The organism is Pararhodonellum marinum (genome assembly GCF_015354735.1).
Lineage (GTDB): Bacteria > Bacteroidota > Bacteroidia > Cytophagales > Cyclobacteriaceae > Pararhodonellum > Pararhodonellum marinum.
Window position 1 is genome coordinate 51,231 of the sequence record NZ_JACEFJ010000003.1, and the last position, 20,023, is coordinate 71,253.

The following is a 20,023-nucleotide window of genomic DNA, read 5'->3' on the forward strand; positions in this document are numbered from 1 at the left end:
ATGGATAAGGACAAAGAAATGTCAGAGGAAAAAAAGGTGACTCCTGAAACCAACGAAATCAATTCAGAGAGTAATCATACAGAAAAAGGGTCTGAAAATCAAGAAGATAAATCGGAGAAATTTGAAGAACTAAAGGAGTCCATCTCAGAGGATCCCCAAGCCGAGATCGAAAAAGAGGAGGCTGTTTCGACATTTGAGTCTGATGGTATTGAGCAAGAGACTATGCAGGAAGCTTCTGAGGAAAAAGAAGCGGAAATAGATCCAATGATTACTCCGCAGGTTCAAAAAGATGAACCAGCCTCTGAAGAAGACAAATCTGAAACCATTGACGTCAAATCTGAACCAAAAGGAGACCAATCCGAAACCAATCCAAACTTGCCGGAATCCACAGCTTCCCAATTAGAAGATTCAACAGAACCTGAGTCGGCGGAATTTTTTACTTCCAAACCCGAAGAAACCGATCAATCAGATGAGGCTGTTGTAAATGAACAAGCATCATTGAACTCGGAAGAGGAAAGTGAACCTGAGATCCAACAAGCATCCATTGAAAATGAATCGGACTCAGTCGCTGCTGCTGCACCAGCTATTTCCAGTTCAGATAAGCAAAAAGATGCGGAAAAGATTGTGGACGAGGAGGAAACCACTGAGCAATCAGAAGAGGAACATCATGAAGATGATGATCATATTGACTATTCAGAATTTTCCAAAAAGCAACTGATATCTGCCTTAAAGGAACTTTTGCAGGGAAGTAATTATATGAAAGCGGACAAATCTGTCCACGAGATCAAAACCCATTTTGATGAATTACTTTCGAAAGAGAAGGACGATGCTCTTAAACAATTTATTTCTGATGGGGGGGTAGAGGCTGATTTTGAATTTAGGAACTCAGATGAGGATCGTCAGTTTTTTATCCTATACCATGATTTCAGAGAAAAAAAATCCGCCCAATACAAAGAACTGGAACGAAGCAAAGAGACCAATCTTCACGCCAAGAACAAAATTCTAAACACCCTGAGAGAACTGGTGGATGGTGAAGAAACCACACACTCCATCAGTACCATTAAAGCCATTCAGGAGGACTGGAAAAAGATAGGACCAGTACCTTCTTCACAGAATAGAAACCTCTGGGCATCATACAATGCTTTGATGGATAGGTTTTATGACAACAGAAGTATCTATTTTGAGCTCAAGGAATTAGACAGGAAAAAAAATCTCGAGAGCAAACTGGAGCTTTGTGAGAAAGCGGAGGCGCTGGTAAATGTAAAAGATCTTAAAGAAGCCATCAAGCTACTCAATGACCTCCATGAGGAATTCAAACATATAGGCCCTGTCCCCAGAGAAGAGCAGGAATCCTTGTGGCAAAGATTTAAAGAGGCCTCAGATGCCATCTATTCAAGAAGAAAAGAATACTATGAAAGTCAAAAGGAAGTATTTAAGGTCAATCAGGATAAAAAAGAGGGACTGATTGAAAAATTAAATACTTTTACAGATTTTACGGCCAGCAGAATCAAAGAGTGGAATATCAAGACCAAGGAGATATTAGAGATCCAGAAGGAATGGGAAAAAATTGGACCCGTACCCAGAGAAGTCGGTAAAGATATCAACAGGGCCTTTTGGGGGGCATTCAAGCAGTTTTTTCACAACAAAAACCTGTTCTTTAAAGAGCTAGATGAAATTCGGCAAGCCAATAAACTGAAAGCCGAGGCGTTGATAACCAGGGCCGAGGAAGTGATGGATAGTTCCGAATGGCAAGATACGGCAAATACGCTAATCGGACTTCAAAAAGAATGGAAGGAAATAGGCCCCACGCCTGAAAAAGTCAGGGATGAGCTATACAAAAGATTTAAATCTGCCTGTGACACTTTCTTCGAAAATAAAAGGAAAGCCAATAAGCAAGTTTCAAAGGAATTCGACACCAATCTGGAATTAAAAGAAGCAATCTGCCAAAAGATCAACACGGCCGCAGCTTCTGATGATTTATCTCCGGATGAACTTGAAAAACTGATCCTTGAATATCAAGCCATTGGTTTTGTTCCCAGAAAGAACATCAAGGAAATAGCAGCCAAATTCAATGATGCCGTGGATACTTATGTGAAGAACATGGGACTAGAAGGAGTCAAAAGAGATGAGTTCTTGTTCCGGTTGAACCTAAACAAGATTCAGGGTGACCCCAACCTCAACAGGGTGCTGAACAAAAAAGAACATGGCATCAGGAAACAGATTTCTGATCTTGAAAACAATGTAACCCTTTGGAGAAATAATCTTGAATTCTTTGCCTCTTCCAAAACTGCAGATAAATTGAAAGATCAGTTTGATGAGAAAATTGAAAAGGCTGAAAAGGAAATAGAAAAGCTTAAGAAGAAACTGTCCATCATCAGAGAATTTTAATACTTTGGATCTAAGATAGATAGGTGTCTTTATCAATATTTTTACCAATTAGTTTTGCTTAAAACTTACAGCCTTCTATATTTGCACTCACAATTGAGGAAAGCAGCTTTGAAAGGCATTTAATCCAGCAAATCTTCCCTTTTCCACTCAATTGCCTCCTTAGCTCAGCTGGTAGAGCAACTGACTTGTAATCAGTAGGTCGCTGGTTCGATCCCGGCAGGGGGCTCTTAAAATCAGGCACTTAGAAAACCTTCTAAGTGCCTTTTTTGTGAAGTGGTACCTAGGTATTTCTGTAATTTATCCAATGAATAAGATGTAAGGATTTCTGACTGAGAAACAGCCCAAATGCTATGGAGATGACCCTTTCCCATCCTATACGGGATATTTTCCATTAGTAAAAAATGGTTTTTAATTCTCAACCAAGTACATTAGCTTTCAAGCTTAATTTAAGCCATCTATGAGAATTATCCAGTGCATCCTTATTATTGCCATTTTTTTTGGGTCTTTTGGACTCAGCGCACAGACACTTTCATCTTCTGAAATCTACCATCAACTCCTTAGGCTAAAGGAAACCAAAAGAATCCTCTATGTAGCAGCACATCCAGATGATGAAAACACCCGTTTGATTGCCTATCTAGCCAATAGAGAACATGCCCAAGTGGCCTACTTATCAATGACCAGGGGTGATGGAGGGCAAAATCTGATCGGTAAAGAATTGGGCATAGAACTCGGAATGATCCGTACCCAGGAATTGCTCAGGGCGAGAGAACTGGATGGAGGAATTCAATATTTCAGTAGAGCTTTGGACTTTGGGTATAGCAAAAATCCTCCTGAAACCCTTAACAATTGGGATGAGGAAAAGTTGCTTTCGGACGTGGTATGGATCATAAGGAAGTTTCAACCCGATATCATCATAACCCGATTCAATACCATTCCAGGCACCACGCATGGCCACCACACTACCTCCGCGATCTTGGCGGGGAAAGCTTTCAAAATGTCCAATGATCCCAATGTTTTTCCCGATCAACTGGAACATGTTCAACCTTGGCAGGCAAAAAGGATTTTCTGGAATGCTTACAGTTGGGGGGGGAACTATGAACCGGAACCAGGCAAGCTTTTTTACAATTTCCCTGTGGGCGAATTCAATCCTATCTTGGGTACCTCTTATTCCCAAATTGCAGCCGACAGCAGGACGATGCACAAATCTCAAGGGTTTGGAGCAACAGCCCAAACAGGGGAAAGCAATGACTTTGTAGAGCTGGTCGATGGGGCAAATTTTCGAAATGATCCATTTGAAGGTGTAGCCAATAAATGGGAAGAATTGGAAGGTGGAAAAGCGATTGAACAACAAATTCAAGTGGCCATAGATAATTACGATTTCAGAAACCCCTCTGCCCAGGTGGAACAATTGTTGGCCATCAAGAAAAGCTTGGACCGACTCAAAACTGACCTTAACTGGGTGCGGGAGAAGCAGCAATTGATCAGGGAAATAACCAATTACACATTGGGCATAAAAACCGAGTTCCTTTCCAAAAAAGAATTGGCCTATCCCGGAGAGGAGGTGTCTGCAAGCCTTGTATTCAACAATCCCTCTAAGATCAGTGTGAAATTGATTGAATTTACGATTTTGGATAAAAGAATACCCATAAGCGAGACAGTTGTAAACAATCAGCCATTTCGAAAAGAGGTCAAGATTGTGTTGCCTGAAACCTACCCAGTATCCCAACCGTATTGGTTGGACAATCCGGTCAAAGAGCAGTTGTTTGACATTGAAGACCAAACCCTGATTGGAAAAGCTTTTAACCAACCTGCCCTGACGGGCTTGTTAAGTTATGAGATGTCGGGTGAACTGTATACCAAAGAGGTTCCATTGGTCTATAAATACAATGATCAGGTGGATGGGGAAATCAAACAGCCCTTTACGCTCATTCCAGAGGTCAACCTGAGTTTGGATAAAAACAACTTGTATGTTTTGGACGGAATACCGCAGGTACTTCGGGTTGATGTTCGTTTTCAGAATGGAGAAAAGGAAGGGGAAATCATTTTAAATGGATTACCAGAAAGCAAGTATAAAACGATCCGGAAGGAAAACCAGCTAGATAAAAAATTGATAAGTTTTTGGATTGAAATTGAGGGATTATCAGAAAGAGAAAAACAGGAAGTTGAAGTACAATATGTGACCCCCTCAGGGAAGGTTTTTAACCAGGGTATGAAGCGAATATTATACAAGCACATACCAAATCTAACTTATTTTCCGTCCAGTACCTTCAATTTATTGAGCTTAAACAAGCCAATCAGTTCCCAAAAAATAGGCTATGTGAATGGGGCAGGAGATGATATTCCATCGCTCTTATCCAATATGGGATACGAGGTGACCCTCCTCGAAAATGGGGATTGGAGTCAATCAAAACTGGCCACTTATCAAACCATCATAGTCGGCATCAGGGCATTTAATGTTAACCAACAACTTGCTGATCAAGTGGGAAATTTGATGAAATACGTCGAAGATGGAGGCAACCTAATTGTCCAATACAACACATCATCTCCACTTCTGACCCGAAATCTTGGACCCTATCCTTTTGAATTGTCCAGAAACAGGGTTGCAGTTGAGGATTCTCCGGTAATCATGGACAAAACAAACAAAGTTTTACAGACTCCTTACCAAATTGAGTCCAGGGATTTCGAAGGCTGGGTTCAAGAAAGAGGGTTGTACTTTCCCGACCAATGGGACAATGCTTACCAAACCCCTTTAACCTTACAGGACCCAGATGAACCCTCTACCAAAGGCGGTTTGCTCCTTGCTGAGTATGGCAAAGGCACATATGCTTATTCAGGGATTTCCTGGTTTAGGCAATTACCTGCTGGCGTCCCGGGAGCAACCAAAATCTTCATCAATCTAATAGAACGAGCCGGTGCAAAAAGATAAAGAAAGCTGGAGCCGTATATATGCCCTAATGCTGTTGGTTTTAGGCTTGTTGATTTTTTTGTTCTACCAGCTTAGCCTAGCCTTTTCATGAATATCATTGACTGGATAGTCCTGTTCGGCACCCTGATCCTGATTGTTGGATATGGGGTGTATAAAACCTACGGTCCCAAGGACATGGAAAGTTACCTAAAAGGCAACAATGACATGAATTGGTGGACCATAGGGCTTTCCATCATGGCCACCCAAGCTTCTGCCATCACTTTTTTGAGCACTCCGGGGCAAGCCTATGAAGATGGGATGCGCTTTGTGCAGTTTTATTTTGGATTGCCCATTGCAATGATCATCATTTCGGCATTTTTCCTGCCTATTTATTATAAGTTAAAAATTTATACGGCTTATGAATATCTGGAAGGCCGTTTTGATTTAAAAACCAGGACACTGGCCGCATTACTTTTCTTGGTTCAAAGAGGTCTTGGAGCGGGTATAACCATTTATGCCCCTGCCATCATCTTATCTACTTTGCTTGGCTGGAACCTTACTTGGACCAATATCTTTATTGGCGTATTGGTGATTATTTATACGGTTTCAGGAGGCACCAAGGCGGTATCTATCACCCAGAGGCAACAAATGGTGGTCATGATGGGAGGGATGGTGCTCGCAGGGCTCCTTGTCATTCAGTTGCTGCCTGTCAAATTTACAGAAGCCCTGCATGTGGCAGGAAAAATGGAAAGGCTCAATATTGTGAACTTTGATTTTGACCTATCAGACCGATACAATTTTTGGTCTGGGATTACAGGTGCACTGTTTTTGTTTCTTTCATATTTTGGAACTGATCAATCGCAGGTTCAACGGTACCTAACAGGAAAATCCCTCAATCAGAGTAGAATGGGCTTGATCATGAACGGATTTCTCAAGGTTCCGATGCAGTTTGTCATTCTCTTTATCGGTGTGATGGTATTTGTTTTTTATCAGTTTTTTCAGCCTCCTGTATTTTTCAATTCCGTCCAAACTGAAAAGCTTTTGGACAGTGATTATAGAGAGGAATTCCATGGGCTGGAAGCGGAATTCAAGGAGAAATTTGAGGAAAAAAATGCGCAGATTTTTGCCATGGTCGATGCCATAGAATCTGGAAATGAAGAAGAAGTAATCAGTCTGAGAGCTCAGATCAATCAACAAGCCGCTGATCAGGAAGCCATCAGGACCCAGGTTAAGGAATTAATCGTGAAAAATGATCCATTGGCTGAAACACGCGATACGGACTATGTGTTCATGCGTTTTGTGATGGATTTCTTGCCAAAAGGTGTCGTCGGGTTGCTATTTGCCGTAATATTTAGTGCAGCCATGTCTTCTACTGCTTCAGAATTGAATGCATTGGGGTCGACTTGTACGATTGATATTTATAAAAGATCAATCAAAAAAGAGGAGAGCTCCAAGCATTACATGATTTCTTCCAAATGGTTTACGGCCATTTGGGGTGGGATTGCTATCATTTTTGCCACCTATGCCTCTTTGTTTGAAAACTTAATCCAAGCCGTCAATCTTTTGGGGTCATTGTTTTACGGGGTGATCCTGGGAATTTTCATCGTTGGTTTCTTTTTAAAACGAATAGGAGGCACCGCGGTGTTTACTGCGGCATTGATCACAGAGGCAATCATCTTACTCATACATTGGCACAATGGAAGTGAATTGTTTGGAATTAACATTGACATAGGCTTCCTCTGGTACAATCCCATCGGTTGTCTTTTGGTCATGCTTATTGCAGGTTTGATTCAATTGTTCCGGGGTATGCTGTCAAAAAGTTGACAAAAAATAAGAGAGACCCCAAAGTCTCTCTTATAAAATGATGGCTTATCCGCTCACCTCAAAGATTTGATCAATCGCTCATTCAAACCTACATAATCAGGATTTTTGGCTTCCCTTGCCATCTCCATCGATTGTTGAGCACTGGCCAATGCTTCTTTTTTCATCCCTAAATTGGCCTCAATCTTGGCTTTAAGATGGGTGGTCCAATATTTTGGATCGGCTTCCACTGATTTTTGGATCCACTCCAAAGCCTGTTTTTGGTCTTTACCGTTGGTGAAATAGTAGTTGGCCGCTTGATAATAAAGCCCAGGATTTTCCGGATCATTTTCAATGACCAATTCCCTGATTTGTTTCATCACAATGTCATCCACCTCTGTTTCAATTCTGAATTTGATGCCGCTGTTTTCCCAATTGATTGCGACTGAAGCACCAGTATCTGTCATGTCCACAAAATTGATTTCCATGGTTTCGAATTTGCGGTTGTGCTTTTCAGGTTTGACTGTGAATCTGAGCAGGTCATCTTCTTGAGAATAGCCTACTGCACCCCAGAGTTTGGTGTTTTTGGAAAGAATGACAGTCCATTCATTCCTGTTTGGGATGCTATACAACGCATAGCTTCCAGCTGGAACCACATTGTTATTGACCTTGACATCCGAAGAAAAAGATAGGATCGTGGCCGCATTGGCACCAGTACGCCAAACATCTCCATAGGGAACCAATTCTCCAAATATTTTCCGGCCTTTGGTGCTTGGCCGACTGTATTCTACCGAAACATCCGTCAGTCCGATCTTTTGACTGACCTTGGCAGCTGGACTTGCCTGAGGCATTTGAATCTGTTGGGCCTGTACCTGATAGGCAAGGAACAAAACTGAAAATAATGCAATAAAAGACTGTTTTTTCATAATTTTTCCCGACTGTATATGGATTTTGATATTTAATATAAAAACGGCACTTATGGGCCGTAAATTTTGTGTAGATTTATTAAATTGTGCATGAAAGATATAAAAGTTATTTCAAAAAAATTCTTTTTGGAAGACCCTGTTCCTACTTTGGCCAAAAATTTATTGGGCAAAGTTATCGTAAGCCATATTGATGATGTGCTGACCGTTGGCAGGATAGTTGAGACTGAAGCCTATGATGGTGAGGTGGACCGCGCATGTCATGCCTTCCCTTCCAGGCGAACCGCCAGGACGGAGGTCATGTTCCGGGAAGGAGGAATAGCTTATGTCTATCTGTGTTACGGAATCCATCATTTGTTCAATATAGTCACCCATCCCGAAAATACGGCCTGTGCAGTATTGATTAGGGCCATTGAACCAATAGAAGGTGTTTTGCACATGAAAAGAAGAAGAAATGTCAATCAGTTGAACCAATTGACCAATGGCCCTGGCAAATGCGCCCAAGCTTTAGGCATCACTACTGAGTACAATGGCATCATGCTACACGATCAGACCTCTCGCATATGGTTAGGTGATGATGGCAATAGGTCCATTTTCAAAGTGATTTCAAGTCCTAGGATAGGCGTGGACTATGCTGGTGAAGATGCACTATTACCTTGGAGATTTTATATAGAACATAATCCATTTGTAAGCAAGAAATAAATGAGTTTTGCTATCATAGCACCCGGAAAAGACGTAACGGAATGGATTGACCTGTTTCAGGAAATGGATGATTCATTATCCATTCAGGTCTATCCCGATCTCAGGGATAAGGAAAGTATTGAAGCAGTTTTAGTCTGGAAACATCCGCAAGGCATCTTAAAAGAGTTGCCCAACCTAAAGCTGATCTGCTCTATGGGAGCAGGTGTAGATCATATCCTCAGTGACCCCCAACTCCCTGAAAACATTCCCATCACCAGAATTGTGGACGACAAACTCACCTTCTCCATGACCAATTATGTGGTCACTGCGGTCTTGTTTCACCACCGCCAAATCCCCAAATATCTTGCGTATAAATCAGAACATATGTGGGATATGAGGGAACCTGAGGTACCGGTCACCATAGGAGTGATGGGTACAGGTGCCTTAGGAAGTGATGTTTTGGATAAACTTTCGTATCTTGGATTTAATGTGATAGGTTATGGGAGAAGCCGCAAAAAAGAATTTGGGTTTCCCTATTATTCTGGGGATGAATTGGAATCTTTTCTCAGCAAAGTGAATGTTCTGGTTTGTTTGTTGCCCCTCACACCTGACACAGAAGATATTCTGAATTTATCGTTCTTTGAAAAATGTCAACGAGGAACCTACCTTATTAACGTTGCCCGGGGCAATCATTTGGTAGAAGCCGATTTGCTACTGGCAATAGAAAAAGGGTTTATTTCTGGAGCTTTTCTGGATGTCTACAGAGAGGAGCCGCTTCCCAAAGACCACCCTTTTTGGGATCATCCCAAGATAATGCTCACACCGCACATAGCGAGTGTTACCAATCCTGCCGCAGCAGCGCCACAGATCTATAAAAACTATGAAAATATGAAGAAAAACCTTCCCCTCGTCAATGAGATTAAGATGAGTCAGGGATATTAATTTAAAAATGTCAATCACCAAGAACCCAAAACCAGCACCAATGAAATCATACTCCATTCTATGTCCTACGGATTTCTCAGAATGTTCCTTAAACGCGATTGAATATGCCGCCAAATTAGGTGAAAAATACCATGCAGAAATGGTCCTGTTTCATGTACCTAACAAAGATGACTACCAGAAACTGATGTCAAATGAATCGGCTTCTTCCGACCCTTTGTCATTTGCAAAAATGAAAATAGATAATTTGGTAAAAGAGGTAGAAAAAGAAAGTTTGCCAAAAGGACTGAAATCATGTAAGGCTGTTATCCACGAAGGAAAAACCGTGAAGTCTGTCCTTGAATATGCCAAATCCATGGACGCAAGTATCATCATTATGGGTACAGAAGGTGTCAATGAATTTAAAAAAAATTACATAGGCACAAGATCCAGTAGAGTCATTCAAAAATCAGACAGGGATGTTCTGATTGTTCCAAGGAAAGTCTACTTTAAACCTCCAAAAAAGTTTGTTTATGCCACCGACTATCTGGAAGAAGATAAAATAGGCATCAAAAAGGTCGTCTGCATGGCTGGACATTTTGACTGCGAAATTGACATGGTCCATGTGAGCACCAAGAAAAAAGCCATTGATAAAGCACTTCATCAAACCATGATTTCGGAGATCAAACCATTTGTGAAGTATGAGAAAGTCAACTATGTTCTCAAATCCTATCGGGATGAACCTGGCCTTGGATTGGAAAATTATATGATTACAGCCAAAGCGGATATTTTGGTGACCCTCAGCAAAAAGAAAAGCTGGTTTGACCAGCTTTTTACCCAGAATCTTTCCCGAAAAATGTCTTATTTCATCAACAAACCTTTGTGGGTAATCAAATCTTTGGATACAAAGTAATTGCTTCTATTGAAACTTAGACTTGATGAATTTTAAAAAATCTCTCCGAGTATCTTTATTGGAGAGTACTTTATTTAGGGTCTGAATAAATCCTTGCAGCGAAACCTTCTCTTTGGAGGGTTTCGTTTCATTTTTTATGGAGAAATCATTTGAACTCTCTTTATCTGACTTTGATTGAGCTGTTTTTGGACGGGTCTTTTCCGGGTCGTATCCAATAAGCTCATCTGATTTCGTAAAACTGCTCTTGGCTTTTTGGGCGTATCCTAATTTCTCCTCTACCATCCCCTTGTTGTTATAAGCAATGGCATCCTCGGGATCCAACTCAATGGCTTTCTCATAATCCGCAATGGCTCCTAGGAAATCGCCGATTCTGTCTTTGAAATAAGCCCTGCTTGAATACCGATAGGGGTTATTGGGGTCAAGATTCAATGCCCTGTCAAATTCCGACATGGCTTCTTCATTTCTTTTCAGCAGATGCAAGACTACAGCTCTGTCACTGATGTAATCGGTATTGTAAGGAGAATCCGAAACCAGGTGATCAAAATCAGCAATGGCCAGATCCAATTTACCCAACCTTGACAATACCCTACCTCGGTAGAGATACAGGGAAATATCAACGCTTTCCTGCAAAGCCACCTGATCAAATACCTTTAAAGCCTCATCAAATTTGCCGGCCTTATACAATTCAATTCCTTTATCTAAATTTTCCAATGTTGGTTCAGTTGTGTGTTGTAATTAATACAAAAATTAAGCACAGAAAGTTTACAATTAATTGTATTCCTGAAGAATTTTGGGTTTTCTAAAAATGAATTATTCCTATCTTTGGCTAACCAAATCCAACCATGGCCCAACAACCGCAAGAAGTACTTAAAGCCTTATCAGCCGGAAAATTTGCTCCAATATATTTTCTCCATGGAGAAGAACCTTTTTTTATAGACCAAATCAGCAATTTTATTGAAAAAAATGCTTTAGCAGAATCGGAAAGGGGATTTAATCAAGTGGTAATGTATGGCAAGGATTCTCCTATGTCCCAAATTCTCACCAATGCCAAACGGTTTCCCATGATGGCTGAAAGACAGGTTGTCATCGTCAAAGAAGCCCAGAATATTCCGGACTTGGGGAAGGATATGGGAGATAGACTTTTACTGGATTATGTTCAAAACCCGCTTCCCAGCACCATTTTGGTTTTTTGTCATAAATACAAAACCTTGGATGGAAGGAAGCCTATTTCCAAGGAATTGGATAAGAAAGCCATATTGGTCAAATCAGATAAAGTGCCTGAATATAAACTGAGCCCATGGATTGATGAATATTTCAGAACAAAAGGCTTTAAAATTGAGGTAAAGGCAAATCAGGTATTGGCGGAATCCATCGGGAACAACCTAGAGGTGCTCACCAATGAAATAGATAAAATGTTGATCAATTTTACAGATAAGGTTGAAATCAACAGCCAGCACATCCAGCAGTTTATCGGTATCAACAAGGATTACAATAACTTTGAACTTACCAAAGCAATTTCCTACAGGGATGTGATGAAAGCCAACAGAATCATTCATTATTTCAGTCAGAATCCAAAATCCAATCCACTAATCCCCATCATCGCCTTACTCTATTTACATTTTTCGAGAATAGCCTTGGTTCACGCGAATAAAGAACTACCTGAACGTGAACTGGCTGGCAGCATAAAGGTCAATGCTTATTTTATCAAAGAATACATAATGGCAAGAAAAAATTATCCGTTAGGCAAGGTTATTGATAATATTTCATACCTAAAAGAGGCAGATCTTCGTTCCAAAGGGGTTGGGGCGACAGGCATGGAAGACACGGAGATATTGAAAGAGTTGATATTCAAAATTTTACATTAGCATTTCCCTTTAAAAACATGAAGAAAAGTCTTTTGGTTCTAGGCTTACTGGGACTGACTTGGTCGGGATGGGCACAGTCCAGCATTTACCAAACCGGGCCTTATATAGGTTTTGATGATTCCTTCGAGCTGTATGACAAAAATCTTTTCGGGGCATCCCGATATGAATTTGAGCATTTAAAAAACCGGCCTTTGACGTATACCATGCGCGGAGAAGCCGATTTTTATCATGCAGTTTCTGCTTTGGAACTGGACCATCCCAATGGGGTTGGCCTTTTGACAGATTTCATGGAGGTGTATGCCAACGAGCCCAAAGCCAATGATGCAGCCCATCTATTGGGCGATTATTTTTTTCAAAAAAGGAATTATAGGGCCTCAATCGAAAATTTCAGTAAGGTAAATATCAATAAGGTAGATGCTGAGCAAAAAGGAGAAGTACTTTTTAAAACCGGCTATGCTTTCTTTCAACTAAAGGATTTCAACAATGCGGCACGTTATTTTGACCAGGTAAAGTCATTCAGATCAGCCTACTTGGCAGATGCTTTTTATTATTCAGGTTACATAGCGATGGAATCAGGAAATACAGAAAAAGCAATCACTGATTTTTTGGCAGCAGACAAAGCACCTTTCTATGCCACCAAAGTGCCCTACATGATTTCAGGCCTCTATTACAGGCAGGGAAGGTACGATGAGGTAATCAACTATGCCACGCCGATTTTGGAGAAAAGAAAAAACCTGGACAAGAAAGAATTTATACATCTCTATTTAGCCGAATCCTATTATGAAAAGGGGGATTTTTCCAGTGCTGCCAGAAACTATGATGCCGCCGCAGTCGGTAAGAAAAATGTGTTGAACAGAGGGCAAATGTACAAGGCAGGCGAAGTGCAGTATGAAGCAGGCAATTACATGCAAGCCACCAACTATTTCAAAGAAGTCGCTTTACAAAATGATCAACTGGGGCAAGTGTCCAGTTATTTTATGGGGCATGCCTACCTCAAACTAAACAACCCCACTTTTGCATCCAACAGTTTTGCTGCCGCCTACAAAAGCGATGCAGATCCTAATATCAAACAGGAAGCTCTTTATGACTATGCCAAAGTCAATTTGGAACGGGGGAGTTTTCAGGATGCTGTCAATGCCCTGGATACTTATCTTGAAAACTATCCTAGAGCGGTGCATGCCAGAGAAGTCGAAAATTTACTCAGTGATGCATTGGTCAATACCGACAATTACATCAGAGCCATAGAGCACATTGAAAAAATGTCTCAAAAATCAGACAGGATCAAAGCTGCATATCAAAAGGTAGCCCTGTACCAAGGTATCAGTTATTACAGGGACAATCGCTTTCCTTTGGCCATCACTTATTTTGATAAATCCCTGAGTTCACCCGTTGACAGGAATCTGGTAGCCCAAGCCCATTTTTGGAAAGGGGAGACCCATTCCGCCAATCAAAGGTTACCTGAAGCCCTGAGAGCGTACGAGGCAGTACTGGCCATGAACCTGCAGGCAAATGACCCATATTTGATCAGAACCCATTATGGGTTGGGTTATGCTTACTTCAACTTAGATCAATATGACAAAGCGGAAAGGCAGTTTAAAAGCTATACCGATAAATTGGCTGGCGCCTCAGAAAAGAAAAATTATGAGGATGCCTTGTTGCGATTGGGAGACAGTTATTATGTGCAAAAGAAATTCGGTAATGCTCAAGCCACTTTCCAGCAAGCCATCAACCAGCAAATTGATGGCATCGACTATGCCTATTTTCGCTCCGGGGTGATATACAATTTTGAAAACCAAAATAATTATGCCATCGCAGCACTCAATCAGATCATCAATAATTTTCCTTCCAGCTTATACTGGGAAGATGCGGTGTACCAAAAAGCCCAGATCAACATGGAAGAAACCAAGTATGCAGAGGCCAGGCAAGGGTTTACCAATCTAATAGGGGCTAGACCCAACAGTCCATTTTTACCTTTTGCATTTGAAGGAAGAGCGATTGCCAATTATTCCTTAAGGGATTATGACAACGCCATTGAGGATTACAAGCGGATCTTGGATCAATTTCCCAATGCTTCCAATGCTGATGCCGCTTTGGTGGGGCTGCAGGAGGCACTCACACTTCAGGGTAGATCCGGCGAGTTTTCAGGTTACCTCTCCAATTACCGCAAAGCCAATCCAGGAAATGAAAGTCTTCAGGGTATAGAATTCGAAGCAGCAAAGAACCTGTTTTTTAACCAGTCATTTCAGGAGTCGATCAGGGCATTTGAGACCTACAAAAGAAATTATCCCAATTCGGGGAGAAGTGCGGAAGCCAACTATTTTATCGGAGATGCCCATTTCAGGTTAGGACAAAAAGACAAGGCACTGGAATTTTTCTACGCCGTAGAAAAATCAGACAATACTGCCCAGAAATCCAGAGCCATGCAAAGGATAGGTGAAATAGAACTTGAAGCCAAAAATTACCAGAAGGCCATCCCATATCTTCAATTTACATCGAAAAATGCACGTACGAAAATGGATGAATATGAGGCATTTAAAGGGTTGATGGATGCCTATTTCCAAACTCAGCGTTTTGATTCTACCATTCATTATGCTGACCGGGTATTGGCACTGGGAAATATCACACCTGATGCTTCACCACATGCCCTCCTGTTTAAGGCCAAGTCATTGAAGTCCAGCAACCAGGAGTCCAAAGCGGAAGAGGTACTCAATAAATTGGTGAATGAGTATAAAACAGTTCAGGGTGCAGAAGGATTGTATCTTCTTGCACTTTCCAAGCATGATAAGGGACAGTTTGGTTCCTCCAATGAAACCATCTTTGATTCCTCAGCACCGTTTGGAGTTTATGATTATTGGTATGGCAGGATCTTTATCCTTTTGGCGGAAAATTATATCAAATTGGGTGAAACATTCCAAGCCAAAGCCACGCTTGAATCCATCATTGATAATTCTCCCAATGAAGAGATCAGGCAAATGTCTCAGCAACTTTTAAATACTTTGGGCTAAAATTTAAATTATTGATTTAAATAAAAATGAATAATCGACTAATTATCATAGGTTTATTTATCGCCTTAATTTCAAGTCATGCTTGGGGACAGGATCGTAGAGTGGATGAGCGAGGTGAGATCAAAGACACTGAATTCATCATTCGGAAGGACAGGGTGCTCACCCTACCCAAGCAGCCGAGAAGTTTTGAGAGTGCACCTGCGCTTCCCAAGTCAGATGGTTTGAGGAATTTTGCTTATGATGTAAAGCGTTTTGAACTAGACCTTCCCCCCTTAGAGATCAAGGCAGAGCCATTCCAGAAGAATTTTGCCCAAAAGAAAGACGAACTCTATCCGATTTTTGCCAAGCTTGGCCTTGGAAATTATGCTGCTTCTTTAGCAGAACTGAGATTCAATAGTTTGCAGGATGATTACATGAGTTATGGCGCGTTTTTTCAACATCAGGGTTTTTACGATGGCCCTGTGGATGGAAGGAATTCATCTGAAGACCACACGCGCATTCGGTTGGATGGCAGTCTATTTATAGATTACGGTGAACTTTATGGGCATGTGGGTTACAACAGAGACATGGTTCATTTTTATGGTTACCAGCCCGTGGAATCCCAGTTGATTCTAGCAGATGACATCAGACAGATATTCAATACTCCATATGCTCAATTCGGATTGAGAAGCTTCGAGCCACAAAGTGACTTCCGGTATGATGTTTCGATCAACCTTAGGCATTTTTCGGATAGGCTATTGGCAAGAGAGGGGGAGTTGGGCCTACGTTCGCTGATCGCCTACAAAGCCAATGAAGATTTTACCATTCAAATGAATGCAGATCTTTTTACCACTTCACCTGAAGACTTGACCTACATGGACATCAATAGGAATTACTTTGGGCTAAAGCCTGTGGTGAAATATAGAAACGGGAATCTGAATGTGGAAGCCGGTGCAAAAATGGTCGTAGAAAACGATCAAACCGATAATAAAAAATCAGATTTTCACCTCTTTCCCCACGTGATGGCCAACTACCAACTAGTAGAAGAGTTTGGTATTTATGCAGGGATTGACGGTGATGTGGTGAGAATGACCTATTATGATTTTGTACAGGAAAATCCCTTTTTGGGACCAAGCCAAAGCCTACTTAACAACATCCAAAAATATCGGTTTCAAGCTGGTATAAAAGGCAGTTTCAATGAGGACCTGACCTACCAAGTCGGCTTCAGGTTCAGCCAAAATGCCAACATGCACTACTTTGCCAACAGTCAGGCAGACAGCACCAAGTTTGAAATGCTTTATGAGGAAAACACTGAGTTGACGGAATTGCATGGAGAGCTTACCTGGAATGTGAGTAACCTTTACCGGTTAAATGCCAGCGCAAGCGCTTTCAATTATGGATTGAGTTCTTTGGAAGGTGCATGGCACAGGCCTGACTGGCAGATCATGATCAACAATATATTTCAACCTACCAAAGAATGGTTGGTACAAGCCAATGTGATGGCCATGGGAGGCATAGAGGTGCTCAACTTGCAATCAGGAAATACAGGAACATTAAATCCCATCATTGATGTGAGTTTGAAGGCAGATTATAAAATCACAGAACGGTTTTCCGTTTTTGCGATGGGCAACAACCTACTGAACCAAAACAACCAGCGGTTTTGGAACTATCCTGTCAGGGGAATTCAGGGAATGTTGGGTGGGACAGTTAAGTTTTGATACTGAAATGATTAAAAAAACCATCAAGGAATTAATGGTTGGGGTTATTGGCTTATTGAGGCTTTTGTCTTAGTTTAGTGACTTATTTTCTATAAAAAACGGAGGAAATGACTAAAGAAGACCCAGAAAATTACAGAACTGAAGATGATGCTGATTTTGGTTTGCCCAAAGTGGAGATTACTCCCTTGAAGTCGCCTGAAGAAAGACCTGAAGTCGCACCAGTTATGGCCAGTACCCCAGTAAAAGAAGAAAAAACAGATGAAATAGAACCAGTCACACCTGTACCGCCTGTCATTTCCAGCAGGAAGTCTGAGAGGAGGCCCAAGAGGAGATCAAACCTTTGGATTTATTTTCTTCTTCTTTTGGTTTTGATTTTCGGCGCTTTGGGAGCATGGTATACCATGTATTATTTACCAGATGAACAAAACAACATTAGCACCATTCCATCCGTAGAAGAATCTTTGTCGTCCACTTCAGAACCTGAAAATGCTATCACGGAAGATGCCTCCAGCCCTTTGGCAGAAGAAGCTGAACCTGCCGACGCGATTCAACCTGAAACTTCTTCAGCTCCTGAAGTTACCAGTTCAGTTGTTCCTGACAGGGAAACTGCTGCAAGGGGGAGTCAGACGGAAATCACGTCCAGGTCATCCACTCCCAGATTTTTCCTGGTGGTGGGCAGTTTCATTGATGAAGATTTGGCGCTGGATCATTCCAAAAAACTAAATGCAGAAGGAAAAAACACCTTTATGATTCACCCTGCCGGAAGCGGCAATTATTATAGATTAGCGGTTGGCCAATTTGATACTTTTCAAAAAGCCAGCGCTGAAATTCCTAACTATCAAGCAAATTACAAAGACAACCTTTGGGTATTGAAATACTAATATGATATTACTACAAACTTTATCAACAGACAATCAATCGATTGCAGATACTTTATCTACCATGGAGGTAGGGACCGGAAACATTGGGCTATTGGATCTTCTGATTAAAGGAGGATACATGATGATTCCGCTTTATTTGTTATTTGTCTTGGCCATTTTTGTTTTTGTGGAACGTTTGATGACTTTGAGAAAAGCCTCCAAAACGCCCAAAAAGCTTATTGACCAAGTCAAAATGATGGTAGCAGGGGGGGATATTCAAGGGGCCAAAATGATCTGCCAAGGAGAAGATACGCCGATAGCCAACATGATCACCAAGGGACTCGACCGGATAGGAAGTCCACTCAAAAACATTGAGGTGGCCATTGAAAACGTCGGCAAAATCGAAATTTACAGATTGGAAAAAAACCTGAATGTCTTGGCCACCGTATCCGGTGCTGCACCGATGATAGGGTTCTTAGGAACCGTCGCGGGGATGATTAGAGCATTTATAGGCGTTGCCCAGGAAGAAGGTATGGTTTCTCCTAAACTCCTCTCCACGGGGATCTATGAGGCCATGATCACCACAGCCACCGGGCTCGTGGTAGGAATTATTGCTTATTTGGGTTACAATTACCTGGTCACCCAAGTATCCAAACTGGTCCACAGCATGGAATACACTACTGTGGAATTCATCGATTTATTACAGGAAAAATAACATGGGACTTCAATCCAAACATAAAATAGATGCAGCTTTCAGCATGTCGTCCATGACAGATATTATCTTTCTGTTGTTGATCTTCTTCATGCTGACCTCATCCTTTATCACGCCCTCAGGTTTACCGGTAAATCTGCCATCAAGTGAGGCATCTGATATCGTAATGCAGGAAGTTACGGTGACGATCACCAAGGATTTGAAATTTTCAGTCAATGACAGAATTGTGAACAGGCAGGAAATTAAAAACGAGTTGACTGCGTTACTAAAGGAAAAGAAAGGTCAGGTAGTCCTTCATATCGATAAGGATGTACCTGTAGAATACCTGGTAGAGATCGGAGGAATTGCTGCCGGACTCGAGGCGAATGTATCCATCGCTACCAAACCTTATAAATGATCAAAATGGAACTTTGGGGATCCCATAAAGAAGAAAGCGAAAATAAAAGGAAAGCCATCATCATCACAGCGATTGTGAATGTGTTGATCTTGCTGGCCATTTATTTTATCGTGGTTTGGAGACAACCCATTCCGCCCATTCCGCAATTTGGGCTGGAATTGAATTTAGGGTTTACAGAGGTGGGTTCAGGCAACAATCAGACCCGTACCCCGCCTTCCGAAAGCCAAAATGTAGCCCAGGAAATACCTGCACCCGGCCAAGTGGCTCCTACACCCACTGAACCAGCGCTGCCCAAGCCCCAGCCCGAAACCCAGACTGCCAAGCCGACCCCAGCACCTGCTACGCCTACTTACGAACCTCAGTCAAAAGCCCCTAGCCCACTTAAGGCTACAGAAAAGACGACTGAGACTTCCAAAGAGACCCCAGTAAAACAAGAAAGCAGTGTTCCTGTGACCAAACCTGCTGAAAAGGATGATCCGAAGACTACTGAAAAAGCCGAGGAAAAACCACAAATTGATCAAAGGGCCATTTTTGGGGCGGGAGGCACTACTGGAACGGGTCAACAAACTTCTTCTGGAAGCAGCCAAGGTACCTCCAATCAAAAAGGAGACGAGGGTAACCCCCAAGGTACTGTAGATGGTAGATCTATCATGCAGACAGGCCAGGGAAATGCAGGGGACGGCGCGGGATATAATCTTGATTTGGCAGGTTGGGATTTTGCTTCCAAGCCAAATATCCAAGATAATGTCTCTACCAGAAACGGGCGCATCATTTTTAGAATCACAGTGGATGACAACGGGAAAATTATGCAAGCCATCCCTTTGGAATACAATGTGAGTAACGAAGTCTTGGCTTACTACAGAACAGTGGTTAATCAACTCACCTTCAAAAGACAGGGAGGCAATCCAAGTGCGGATTATTCTACTGGAAAAATTACTTTTATCATCAAAGTGGATTGA

General features: G+C 41.7%; 15 protein-coding genes and 1 tRNA gene. 14 read left to right on the top strand and 2 right to left on the bottom strand.

Going from position 1 to position 20,023, the window contains the following annotated elements; translation table 11 throughout:
* The 4 genes from H1A14_RS07340 to H1A14_RS07355 all read left to right on the top strand — a co-directional run bounded on the left by H1A14_RS07340 (position 1) and on the right by H1A14_RS07355 (position 7,117).
* The gene (locus tag H1A14_RS07340; protein ID WP_394355327.1) at positions 1 to 2,388 is read left to right on the top strand and encodes a DUF349 domain-containing protein; all 2,388 of its coding nucleotides are present in this window, start codon (positions 1 to 3) and stop codon (positions 2,386 to 2,388) included.
* A gap of 153 nt (positions 2,389 to 2,541) precedes the next feature.
* Positions 2,542 to 2,614, top strand: a tRNA-Thr gene (locus tag H1A14_RS07345).
* A 231-nt stretch (positions 2,615 to 2,845) separates the two neighbouring features.
* Entirely contained in the window at positions 2,846 to 5,314 is a 2,469-nt protein-coding gene (locus H1A14_RS07350) for a PIG-L family deacetylase (RefSeq protein WP_194775594.1), read from the top strand.
* Between the two features lie 87 nt (positions 5,315 to 5,401).
* Positions 5,402 to 7,117, top strand: a complete 1,716-nt coding sequence (locus H1A14_RS07355; protein WP_194775595.1) for a sodium:solute symporter — start codon at positions 5,402 to 5,404, stop codon at positions 7,115 to 7,117.
* 53 nt (positions 7,118 to 7,170) lie between these two features.
* Here H1A14_RS07355 and H1A14_RS07360 read toward each other — a convergent pair whose 3' ends face one another.
* Positions 7,171 to 8,019: a DUF2911 domain-containing protein gene (locus tag H1A14_RS07360; protein WP_194775596.1), complete on the bottom strand. Its 849-nt coding sequence runs from the start codon at positions 8,017 to 8,019 to the stop codon at positions 7,171 to 7,173.
* A 90-nt stretch (positions 8,020 to 8,109) separates the two neighbouring features.
* Here H1A14_RS07360 and H1A14_RS07365 point away from each other — a divergent pair, with 90 nt between their 5' ends.
* Genes H1A14_RS07365 through H1A14_RS07375 form a run of 3 tightly spaced genes read left to right on the top strand, consistent with a single transcriptional unit; the run spans position 8,110 to position 10,528 of the window.
* Positions 8,110 to 8,718 carry a DNA-3-methyladenine glycosylase gene (locus H1A14_RS07365; RefSeq protein ID WP_194775597.1) on the top strand — a complete coding sequence of 203 codons (609 nt, stop codon included), beginning with the start codon at positions 8,110 to 8,112 and terminating at the stop codon, positions 8,716 to 8,718.
* Positions 8,719 to 9,639, top strand: a complete 921-nt coding sequence (locus H1A14_RS07370) for a 2-hydroxyacid dehydrogenase (protein ID WP_194775598.1) — start codon at positions 8,719 to 8,721, stop codon at positions 9,637 to 9,639.
* Positions 9,640 to 9,679: 40 nt separating this feature from the next.
* On the top strand, positions 9,680 to 10,528 hold the full coding sequence (locus H1A14_RS07375; protein WP_194775599.1) for a universal stress protein: 849 nt from the start codon (positions 9,680 to 9,682) through the stop codon (positions 10,526 to 10,528).
* Between the two features lie 6 nt (positions 10,529 to 10,534).
* Here H1A14_RS07375 and H1A14_RS07380 read toward each other — a convergent pair whose 3' ends face one another.
* Positions 10,535 to 11,239: a tetratricopeptide repeat protein gene (locus H1A14_RS07380; RefSeq protein WP_194775600.1), complete on the bottom strand. Its 705-nt coding sequence runs from the start codon at positions 11,237 to 11,239 to the stop codon at positions 10,535 to 10,537.
* A gap of 131 nt (positions 11,240 to 11,370) precedes the next feature.
* Between H1A14_RS07380 and holA the strand changes: the two genes are divergently transcribed.
* The 7 genes from holA (at position 11,371) to H1A14_RS07415 (ending at position 20,023) form a co-directional block, all read left to right on the top strand.
* The gene (gene holA / locus H1A14_RS07385; protein ID WP_194775601.1) at positions 11,371 to 12,393 is read left to right on the top strand and encodes a DNA polymerase III subunit delta; all 1,023 of its coding nucleotides are present in this window, start codon (positions 11,371 to 11,373) and stop codon (positions 12,391 to 12,393) included.
* Between the two features lie 17 nt (positions 12,394 to 12,410).
* The gene (locus H1A14_RS07390) at positions 12,411 to 15,398 is read left to right on the top strand and encodes a tetratricopeptide repeat protein (protein ID WP_194775602.1); all 2,988 of its coding nucleotides are present in this window, start codon (positions 12,411 to 12,413) and stop codon (positions 15,396 to 15,398) included.
* A gap of 26 nt (positions 15,399 to 15,424) precedes the next feature.
* Entirely contained in the window at positions 15,425 to 17,095 is a 1,671-nt protein-coding gene (locus tag H1A14_RS07395; protein ID WP_194775603.1) for a TonB-dependent receptor, read from the top strand.
* A gap of 107 nt (positions 17,096 to 17,202) precedes the next feature.
* Complete coding sequence (locus H1A14_RS07400; RefSeq protein WP_194775604.1) at positions 17,203 to 17,976, top strand: SPOR domain-containing protein; 774 nt, start codon at positions 17,203 to 17,205, stop codon at positions 17,974 to 17,976.
* Between the two features lies 1 nt (position 17,977).
* A complete protein-coding gene (locus tag H1A14_RS07405) occupies positions 17,978 to 18,670 on the top strand; it encodes a MotA/TolQ/ExbB proton channel family protein (RefSeq protein WP_194775605.1) in 693 nt (230 codons plus the stop codon).
* A gap of 1 nt (position 18,671) precedes the next feature.
* Entirely contained in the window at positions 18,672 to 19,064 is a 393-nt protein-coding gene (locus H1A14_RS07410; protein ID WP_194775606.1) for an ExbD/TolR family protein, read from the top strand.
* 5 nt (positions 19,065 to 19,069) lie between these two features.
* On the top strand, positions 19,070 to 20,023 hold the full coding sequence (locus H1A14_RS07415) for an energy transducer TonB (RefSeq protein ID WP_194775954.1): 954 nt from the start codon (positions 19,070 to 19,072) through the stop codon (positions 20,021 to 20,023).

Coding starts and splice junctions, on each gene's coding strand:
- H1A14_RS07340 (WP_394355327.1), top strand. CDS start 1: ATGGATAAGGACAAAGAAATGTCAGAGGAAAAAAAGGTGACTCCTGAA.
- H1A14_RS07350 (WP_194775594.1), top strand. CDS start 2,846: ATGAGAATTATCCAGTGCATCCTTATTATTGCCATTTTTTTTGGGTCT.
- H1A14_RS07355 (WP_194775595.1), top strand. CDS start 5,402: ATGAATATCATTGACTGGATAGTCCTGTTCGGCACCCTGATCCTGATT.
- H1A14_RS07360 (WP_194775596.1), bottom strand. CDS start 8,019: ATGAAAAAACAGTCTTTTATTGCATTATTTTCAGTTTTGTTCCTTGCC.
- H1A14_RS07365 (WP_194775597.1), top strand. CDS start 8,110: ATGAAAGATATAAAAGTTATTTCAAAAAAATTCTTTTTGGAAGACCCT.
- H1A14_RS07370 (WP_194775598.1), top strand. CDS start 8,719: ATGAGTTTTGCTATCATAGCACCCGGAAAAGACGTAACGGAATGGATT.
- H1A14_RS07375 (WP_194775599.1), top strand. CDS start 9,680: ATGAAATCATACTCCATTCTATGTCCTACGGATTTCTCAGAATGTTCC.
- holA (WP_194775601.1), top strand. CDS start 11,371: ATGGCCCAACAACCGCAAGAAGTACTTAAAGCCTTATCAGCCGGAAAA.
- H1A14_RS07390 (WP_194775602.1), top strand. CDS start 12,411: ATGAAGAAAAGTCTTTTGGTTCTAGGCTTACTGGGACTGACTTGGTCG.
- H1A14_RS07395 (WP_194775603.1), top strand. CDS start 15,425: ATGAATAATCGACTAATTATCATAGGTTTATTTATCGCCTTAATTTCA.
- H1A14_RS07400 (WP_194775604.1), top strand. CDS start 17,203: ATGACTAAAGAAGACCCAGAAAATTACAGAACTGAAGATGATGCTGAT.
- H1A14_RS07405 (WP_194775605.1), top strand. CDS start 17,978: ATGATATTACTACAAACTTTATCAACAGACAATCAATCGATTGCAGAT.
- H1A14_RS07410 (WP_194775606.1), top strand. CDS start 18,672: ATGGGACTTCAATCCAAACATAAAATAGATGCAGCTTTCAGCATGTCG.
- H1A14_RS07415 (WP_194775954.1), top strand. CDS start 19,070: ATGGAACTTTGGGGATCCCATAAAGAAGAAAGCGAAAATAAAAGGAAA.